This window comes from Paraconexibacter sp. (genome assembly GCF_041602235.1).
In the GTDB taxonomy this organism is placed as follows: Bacteria; Actinomycetota; Thermoleophilia; order Solirubrobacterales; family Solirubrobacteraceae; genus Paraconexibacter.
This window is the reverse complement of record NZ_JBFIGP010000173.1, coordinates 1-8055: the sequence shown is the minus strand read 5'-3', so window position 1 is coordinate 8055 and position 8055 is coordinate 1. Positions and strand designations below refer to the sequence as shown.

Annotated in this window: 7 protein-coding genes; all 7 read right to left on the bottom strand. The window is 73.0% G+C overall.

Going from position 1 to position 8055, the window contains the following annotated elements:
• Positions 1-632, bottom strand: a 632-nt coding sequence (locus ABYE80_RS13625) for a pilus assembly protein TadG-related protein (protein ID WP_372790828.1), incomplete at its 3' end; no start/stop codon positions are given.
• Entirely contained in the window at positions 620-1075 is a 456-nt protein-coding gene (locus tag ABYE80_RS13620; RefSeq protein WP_372790827.1) for a TadE/TadG family type IV pilus assembly protein, read from the bottom strand. The genes ABYE80_RS13625 and ABYE80_RS13620, both read right to left, overlap by 13 nt.
• Positions 1076-1094: 19 nt before the next feature.
• Positions 1095-2954, bottom strand: coding sequence for a lytic murein transglycosylase (locus ABYE80_RS13615; RefSeq protein ID WP_372790826.1), 1860 nt, complete (start codon positions 2952-2954; stop codon positions 1095-1097).
• On the bottom strand, positions 2954-3847 hold the full coding sequence (locus ABYE80_RS13610; RefSeq protein WP_372790825.1) for a type II secretion system F family protein: 894 nt from the start codon (positions 3845-3847) through the stop codon (positions 2954-2956). The genes ABYE80_RS13615 and ABYE80_RS13610 overlap by 1 nt, the downstream gene beginning before the upstream one ends.
• Before the next feature lie 2 nt (positions 3848-3849).
• A complete protein-coding gene (locus tag ABYE80_RS13605; RefSeq protein WP_372790824.1) occupies positions 3850-5700 on the bottom strand; it encodes a type II secretion system F family protein in 1851 nt (616 codons plus the stop codon).
• Between the two features lie 32 nt (positions 5701-5732).
• Entirely contained in the window at positions 5733-7070 is a 1338-nt protein-coding gene (locus tag ABYE80_RS13600; RefSeq protein WP_372790823.1) for a CpaF family protein, read from the bottom strand.
• A gap of 1 nt (position 7071) precedes the next feature.
• A partial coding sequence (locus ABYE80_RS13595) for a CpaE family protein (RefSeq protein WP_372790822.1) occupies positions 7072-8055 on the bottom strand: 984 nt, incomplete at its 5' end.

Genomic DNA, 8055 nt, shown 5'->3' with positions numbered 1-8055 from the left:
GCCTGTCCGAGCGTCGCGCCCGTCGTCTCGTTGATGAAGGTCGCACGGACCCGGGAGGGCGAAGCCTGCGGGACGGCGAACGGGAGGAACCCGCTGCGCGCCGTGAGCTTGCGCACCGAGATGCGCGCGTGGGCATTGATGGCCGGGACGACGTTCCCGGGGACCACGCCGTTGATCAGCTTGATCAGGAACGGCAGGTCGGTCTCGGTGAGCTTGACGTCCACCATCGCCGACTGGCAGGGCGGGCGGGTGTCCACCGTGGGGTCCGTCTTCGACTGGCCGTACCAGGTGCTCGAGTTGATCGCGATGTGCACGCTGTCCTGCCGGCCGGCGACCTGCGGGTTGTAGCTCGGGCCGCTCGGGGAGGCGAAGCCGGCGTACTGCTTGGCGCGATCGATGATCCTCTGGTCGTTCTGGGTCGCCGACCCGCACGCGGCGCTGAACTCCTGACCGGTCGCGAGCGCCGCGGCGTCCGCCTGCATCTGCAGGTGGCGCTTGTGGAGGAACCAGTTCCCGACGTCCAGCCCGAAGGTCAGGAACGCCAGCAGCGCGGTCATCGCGATGGCGGTGAGGATGATCGCCGATCCGTCCTCCCGGCCCACCCCGCCGCACCGGCGGCTCAGGCCGGACACGTCGTCGTACCGGTGTACGCCGTCGGCGGCACCTCGATCCGCATCGTCGCGGTGCCCTTCAGGGTGCTGGACGTCGCGCTGAGGCCGAGGAACGGCATCCAGTTGTAGGTCGTCGAGACCACCGCCCGGACCGGATCGCCGACCTTCGACGTGCCGGCCGGGAAGCACAGCGTGACCGTCAGCGCGTTGGGCACCGACTGCGTGCCGCCGTTGCGGAGCTCCTGCGTGGTGCCCTGCGCGGCGATGTAGGCGGCGAGGGTCCCGGAGCCGTTGGGGTTCTTGTTGACCGCCGCGAACCGCGCCGCCTGGTTGGCGAGGTGCGTGGTGTCGATCCAGTAGTTGATCGCCCGCCCGAACTCCAGGATGCCGAAGACCACGATCAGGAGGATCGGCAGCACGAGCGCCATCTCGACCAGCGCCGCGCCGGACTCGTCCCGTCGCACGCGTCGCAGGCGACCGCGCCTACCGGGCATCCGAGCCGTCCCCATCGATCTCTCCCAGCGCCCGGAACGCGACGTGGATGTGGTCGTCGTGATCGCTCAGCGCCAGGGTGTTGGAGGCCCCGGCGTAGCGCATCAGGCTGATGATCTGGCTGGGCCGGGCCCCGCCCTGGAGCTTCAGGAGCTCGCGGATGGCGTCGTCGGTGACCGACCCGGCGCCCTGGTTCCCGGCGATCGGCGTGCCGTTGATCGCGGCGATGTCGACCGCACCGCCGTGGGAGTGGTCGGAGACGCTGCCCCCGGCGGTCAGGTAGCCGTGTCCACAGCGCAGGGAGCTGACCGTCGGTCGCAGGTCGCGGAAGGCGAGGATCGCGAGGACCTCGAGCACCCGCCGGTCGACGATCCCGTCGGCGATGTCCCCACGACCGCAGGGGTAGACCGAGATGCGGTCGTCGTCCAGCACCGCCGCGCGGAGCGACTCGTCGTCCAGCAGCAGCACCCGCCCGAGCGAGTCGGGGTCGGCCCGCTCGTCGAGGTAGCCGGCGCCGCCGGTCGCCCGGCGTATCGCGTCGGCGTCCTTGCGCCCGTGACGGCTCATCGCGGCGAGCAGGTCGGACGGGATGCGCCCGAACTCGGCCGCCCGCCGCAGGACCCGCTCGACGTACCACCCGGCGTGGTTGTAGGCGAACACGGCGCGCCCCATGTCACCCGGCGCGCCCGCGGCCCGCAGGTAGTTGGCGGCGGAGAAGATCGCGTCCACCGGGTCGGCGGGGTTGCGTACCCCGTCCCCGCCGGCGTCCACCCCGTAGGCCTGCCACGTCGACGGGAGGAACTGCATCCACCCGACCGCACCCGCGCTGGAGGGACCCTGGTTGCGCCCGAAGTTCGTCTCGATCTCGTTGATCGCCGCCAGCACCTGCCACGGGACCCCGTACTCGGCACCGGCGGCCTCGTAGATCGGCAGCAGGAACGCGGGGCCGGGGAACCGCGCGGTCTCGGAGGCGGCGAAGCTCGGCCCGGCGAGGGGCGAGAACGCGGACCAGTCGACGTCGACCGTGGGGAACGTGAGTGCGGCGCCCGCCGACTCCTCCGTGCCGTGGACATGGGCGGTCCCGTCCGGCCCGGACGGGGGTGAGGAGGTGGGTGCCGGCCGCGCCGTGCGAGCGGGGCCCGCCGTCGTGCGGCTGGCCTTCTTCGCCAGGTCGTCGAGCACCTCGCGGCTGGGCTCCACGCCCCCCACGGGGGCGTCGTCGGGCCCACGGCCGGCGGCGGGCGGCAGGTGCACCGCGTAGGGCTGCGTCGCCGGTGGCGCGGTCACCTGCGGGGTCTTGGGGAGCGGCTCGGCCGCGGAGGGCGCGACTGCCGGCTGCCCCGGTCCCGCGGTGGCCTGCGGGGTCGGCGACGGCGTCCCCGCGGATGCGGGCGTGTGCCCCGCCGACGTGGTGGACGGTGAGGCACCCCCGCTCGCCGTCGCCTCCGGCGGAACGGTCACTTCGCCCGCAGCGGTGTCGATCGACGACGGTTCGTCGTCGTGGCTCTCGGGCCGGTCCGCAGGCGCACCGGCCGGGGTGGGTAGCGGCGTCAGCGCGGGAGCCGACGACGGGTCCTCGACGAGGTCCTCCGGAACGGCCTGCCCCGGTGCCTCCGGCGCGTCGGCGGGAGCATCCGCCGACGACGGCACACCGGTGGACTCGCCCTCGGGCGGCGGGCACTGCTCGGGCCATGCGTCCGGCGGCAGCGGCGAGCCGGAGGCCGGGCACGTGATCCCCGGATCGATCTCGGCCACGGCGAACGTGCCCGCCCCGATCAGCGACAAGGCGGCGAAGACCGCGGTGAACCACCCGCCGCGCCGCCACGGGGATCCGAAGCCACCGTCGCCCATCACTTGAAGCTCTCCATCAGGGCCAGCCCCGCCGGCGCCATGAGCACCACGAGGATCGAGGGGAAGATCAGGAAGACGAGCGGGAAGAGGATCTTGACCGGCGCCTTCTGCGCCTGCTCCTCGGCGCTCGCGCGACGGCGCTTGCGCATCTCCTCGGCCAGGGTGCGCATCAGCGACCCGACCGGGACGCCGAGCTTGTCGGCCTGCGCGATCGTCCGCACGAACGCGCGGACCGCGGGCGTGTCGGCCCGCTCGACCACGTGCCCGAGCGCATCGGCCATCGACGCCCCGAGCTGCTGCTCCTGCAGCAACAGGCGCAGCTCCACGCCGAGAGGACCGTCCACCCGCTCGGTCGCGGCGCGCAGCGCGGCGTTGAAGGCCATGCCGGCTTCCACGCAGACCACGAGCAGGTCCACCAGCTCGGGCATGGAGCGATCGATCACCTGCAGCCGCTGGGTCCCGCGCCGAGCCATGATCGTGCTCGGCAGGGTCCAGCCCACCAGCCCCGCCAGCACCAGCATCAGCACCGCGAGCACGGGGGCCATGCTCGAGATCGCGAACTGCAGCAGGAGGATCGGTACGCCGACCGCGCCGAGGATGCGGAACCCGAGGAACCGCTCCGGGGTGATGTCGTAGTACCCGGCGGCCAGCAGCAGTCGCCGCTGCTCCTCGAGGCCCGCTCCCCCGAGCCGCGAGATGAACCGCGAGCCGATGAGCCCGACCGGACTCGCACGCTCGACCGGCTCGTCGACCACCGGCGCGTCCTCACCGAAGCCGTAGGAGCGGGCGAGCACGAGCGAGCGGTCCACGCGGCCTCGCGCGGCCCCCACGGCGAGCGACAGCTCCAGCACCGCGTAGCCGACGAGCAGCGAGACGAGGATGACGGTCAGCATCGTCAGACCTCGATGTCGACGATCTTGCCGATGATCGTGGAGCCGGCGGCACACATGAGCACCGCGAGCAGGAGCGCCACCCGACCGATCCCGGTCTCGAACAGCGGCGCCATGTACTCCCCGTTCAGCACGGTGAGGAACAGGCCCAGCCCGACGGGGATGGCGGTCAGCACCCAGCGGCTCATCCGGCCCTGCGACGTCAGCGTGGTGACCAGGCGCCGGACGTCGTCGCGTCCCCGGAGGTTCTCGACCACCCGGTCGACCGCCTCCGCCGCGCTGCCACCGGTCTCGCGCTGCAGCAGCGCGACCAGGGCGACCTGCCGAACGTCGCGGTTGTCCATCCGCTCGGTCATCTCGCCCAGGGCGTCGGCGAGCGGCACCCCGACGCGCTCGGCGGCGACGACCCGGCGGAACTCACCCGCCGTGGGCTCCGGAGCTTCGTCCGCGATGCTCGCCAGCGCGCCGACGAAGCTGTGCCCGCCGCGCATCGCCGAGGCCGCCGCCTGCAGGGCGTCCGCGAGCTGATCGGCGAACAGACCGCGCTGGCGCGCGAGCGCGCGCCGTACGACGTACCGCACGACGAGCGGCACGCCCGCCGCCGCCATGATGCCCGCCAGCGGGATCCCGCTGGTCGCGGCGACGAGCCCCCCGAACACCGCCGCCCCCACGACCGTGCGGAGGACCAGATGGGGAGCCGCCAGGTCGATCCCGGCGATCTCCAGGGCCTGACCGAGACGCCGCATCCGATCCCCGCCGAGCCGCGACCGCTCGGGCGCCGGCGCGACGACGTCCTCCTCGACCGGTTCGGCCTGGGGCTCGTGCAGCCCGTACCCACCGACTCGCCCGTACAGCTCCCGGCGGCGACGGGCCGACGCGAGCAGCGGGGCGGATGCACCCACGAGCAGCACGATGACCGCGAGGCTGATGAGCACGCGGCCGGCCGCCGTCTCCGCGAAGCTCGGCGACGCGGGCTGCGATCGCGACGGGAGGTCGCCCGCCTCGCGACGTGACCGGCTCGCCTCGGGCAGCACGGCGTCGGTGCGGACCGAGCGCGAACCGGCGCGGTACTCGACGGTCACGCGGCTGCCCGGCGCGCCGGCCGACGTGTAGGACAGCACCGAGGCCCCGGCCGTCTGCTCACCGACCGCCCGCAGCAGCGGTACGAGCTCACCTCGCGACACCGTGCCCAGGTTCTGCCCGACGCCGTCCGGCGTGAGCGCATCGATGACGCCGGTGGCGGATCGGGGCCCCCGCAGACCGATCCCGAAGATCCAGATGCCGGCCTCGCGGGCGCGCCGCGCGACCGCCGGCGCGCGGGCCCGGCTCCCGCGATCCCGCTCGCCCGCGACCAGGACGATCGCTCCCGCCCCGAGCTTCTCGGCCGCGAACAGCCCCACGGCCGCGTCGGCGGCGTCCACGACGCGCGCGCCCGGGGCCGGGATCGGCGGAGCCCGCAACGCGTCCACGAGCGGGTGCTGATCGGTCGTGAAGGGCACCGCGACGGTCGCCACCCCGTCGTAGGTGATGATCGCCATCGGGATCCCGGCAGGACGGCTGGCGATGAGGGCGCGTGCCGCCCGGTACTCGGCGCGCACGGTCCGCGCGGCACGTCCCGCGGACGTGTCGAGGACGAGCACCACCCCGTAGCTGCCGGGCAGCGCCGCCGCGGGGATCACCGAGACGTCGCCCAGCGGCCCGCCGTTCTCGGTCAGGATCGCGTCCGCGGGCAGGGGGCCCCGCTCCGGCAGGGTCAGCAGGAAGGTCGAGCGTCCGAACGGGGAGGTCGCCCCGGCCACGAGGGTCGGGTCCGCCGCGGATGCCGCCGACGCCGGGCCGACGAGCACGAGCAGCACCGCTAGGGCGAGGCCTGCCCGGAACAGCCGCACTACCCGGCCGCCCGCGGGTACCCGCCCACCTGACCGAACGCGGCGGCCAGCGTGACCCCTGCCCGCTCGAACTTGTGGGCGAACGCCGGCCGCAGGCCGGTCGGCTTCAGCGTGCCCACCACGTTGCCCTCGTGGTCGACCCGCGCCATCTCGTAGCGGAAGAGGTCCTGCAGGGTGATGATCCCGGACTCCATCCGCTGCACCTCGGTGATGTAGGTCACCTTGCGCGTGCCGTCACGCATGCGCTCGAGCTGCACCACCAGGTCCAGGGCCGAGGCGATCTGCTGACGGATCGCCGTGATCGGCAGGTCGAACCCGGCCATCAGGACGAGCGTCTCGAGACGGGCGAGCGCATCGCGCGGGGTGTTGGCGTGCACCGTGGTCAGCGATCCGTCGTGCCCGGTGTTCATCGCCTGCAGCATGTCCAGCGTCTCGGCCCCGCGGCACTCACCGACGACGATGCGGTCCGGGCGCATGCGCAGCGCGTTCTTGACCAGGTCGCGGATGCTCACCTCGCCCTCGCCCTCGACGTTGCGAGGGCGCGACTCGAGGCGCAGCACGTGCTCCTGCTGGAGCTTCAGCTCGGCCGCGTCCTCGATCGTGACGATGCGCTCGTCCTCCGGGATGCAGGCGGACATCGCGTTGAGCAGCGTCGTCTTGCCGGTACCGGTGCCACCGACGACGACGATGTTCAGGCCGGCCTGCACGCTCGCGTCCAGGAAGGCGATCGCCTCGGCGGACAGGGTCCCGATGGCCTCGAACTCCGAGAGCATCATCCGGTTCTTCGTGAACTTGCGGATCGTCAGCACCGGGCCGGTCAGCGACAGCGGCGGGATGATCGCGTTGATCCGCGACCCGTCCTGCAGCCGCGCGTCGACCATCGGGGAGGCCTCGTCGATGCGGCGACCGACCTGCGCGACGATCTTGTTGATGATGCGCCGCAGGTGCGAGTCGTCGTGGAAGCGCACGGGCGTCTTCGAGAGCCGGCCCGCCGACTCGATCCACACGCTGTGCGGACCGTTGACCATGATCTCGCTGACCCCGGGGTCCGCGAGCAGCCGTTCGAGCGGGCCGTAGCCGACCGTGTCGTCCGCGATCTCCTCGACCAGGCGGTCCCGGTCCTCCCGGGCCAGGCCGGTCTCCGGCTCGAGGCGGCTGCGCACCCCGGCGACCACCCGTCGGCGCAGGTCGTCGACCGCGAGGTCCTGCGCGAAGAGCTGCGGCCCGAGGTCCTGGATGACCGCGAGGTGAATGCGGTTCTTCAGCTCGGCGAACACGTCGACCGTGCCGCCCCCGGCGGGCGCCGACTCCAGCCTCAGCCGCTCGTGCAGCTCCATGTCACACCGCCGCCTTCGAGCGGCCGGGCCGCACGAACCGCCCCAGCTTCTTGGGACCGCGCGCTCCCTTGAGGTCCGGGACGTCGAGCTGCGGGCGGTACTGGCGCGCCAGCTGCTCGAACGCCTCGCGCGCCTCGACGTTGGCGCTGCCGAGCACGATCGGCATGGCTTCGTTGACCGAGCGCGAGATGGACCCGCTGGAAGGGATCAGCGCGTCCGGGGTCCGGTCGAGCAACACGCCGGCGTCCGCGACGTTCACCCCCACCTTGCTGTCGGACCGGTTGAGCACGACGCGCGTGTGCTGCGGGTCGCGACCCATCAGGTCGAGCGTCTCGAGGGCCAGCCGCGTGTTCTTCAGCGAGAGGGCGTCGAGCATCGCGACCAGGCAGATCTCCGACGAGGCGTCGATCGCGGCGATGACCTCCGGCCCGAAGCTCGGCGCGGTGTCGATGATCACGAAGTCGGCCATCGTCCGCAGGATCGGGAGGAGCTGCGTGAGGAACCCGACGCTCACCGCCGCACCGTGGTCCGGTCGCCGGGGCGCCAGCAGCACCCGCGCACCGGAGCTGTGACGGGTGAGGAAGTCCGCCACCTTGTCCTGGTCCAGCGACCCGCCGGACGTCGCGAGCTCATGGCTCGTGCGCTCGGGGTCGAGTCCGAGCGCCAGGCCGACGTCACCGAACTGCAGATCGAGGTCCACGAGGATCACGCTGGCCCCGGCCCGCGCGAGCGCCACCGTGAGGTTGCAGGACACGAGGGTCTTGCCGGTGCCGCCCTTGGGCCCCAGGACGGTGATCAGCTCGCCGACGCTGGAGTCCCGCGACTCCCCGCCACGCCGCGCCGCCGCCTTCTCCAGGGCGAACACCACCTGGGCGGCCGAACCGGGCTGCATCGCATCGGCGGAGACCAGGTCGTCGGCCCCCGCGGCGAAGGCGTGGCGTGTGAACCCGTTGGCGACCCCGTCGAAGAACACGACGTGCGTCCG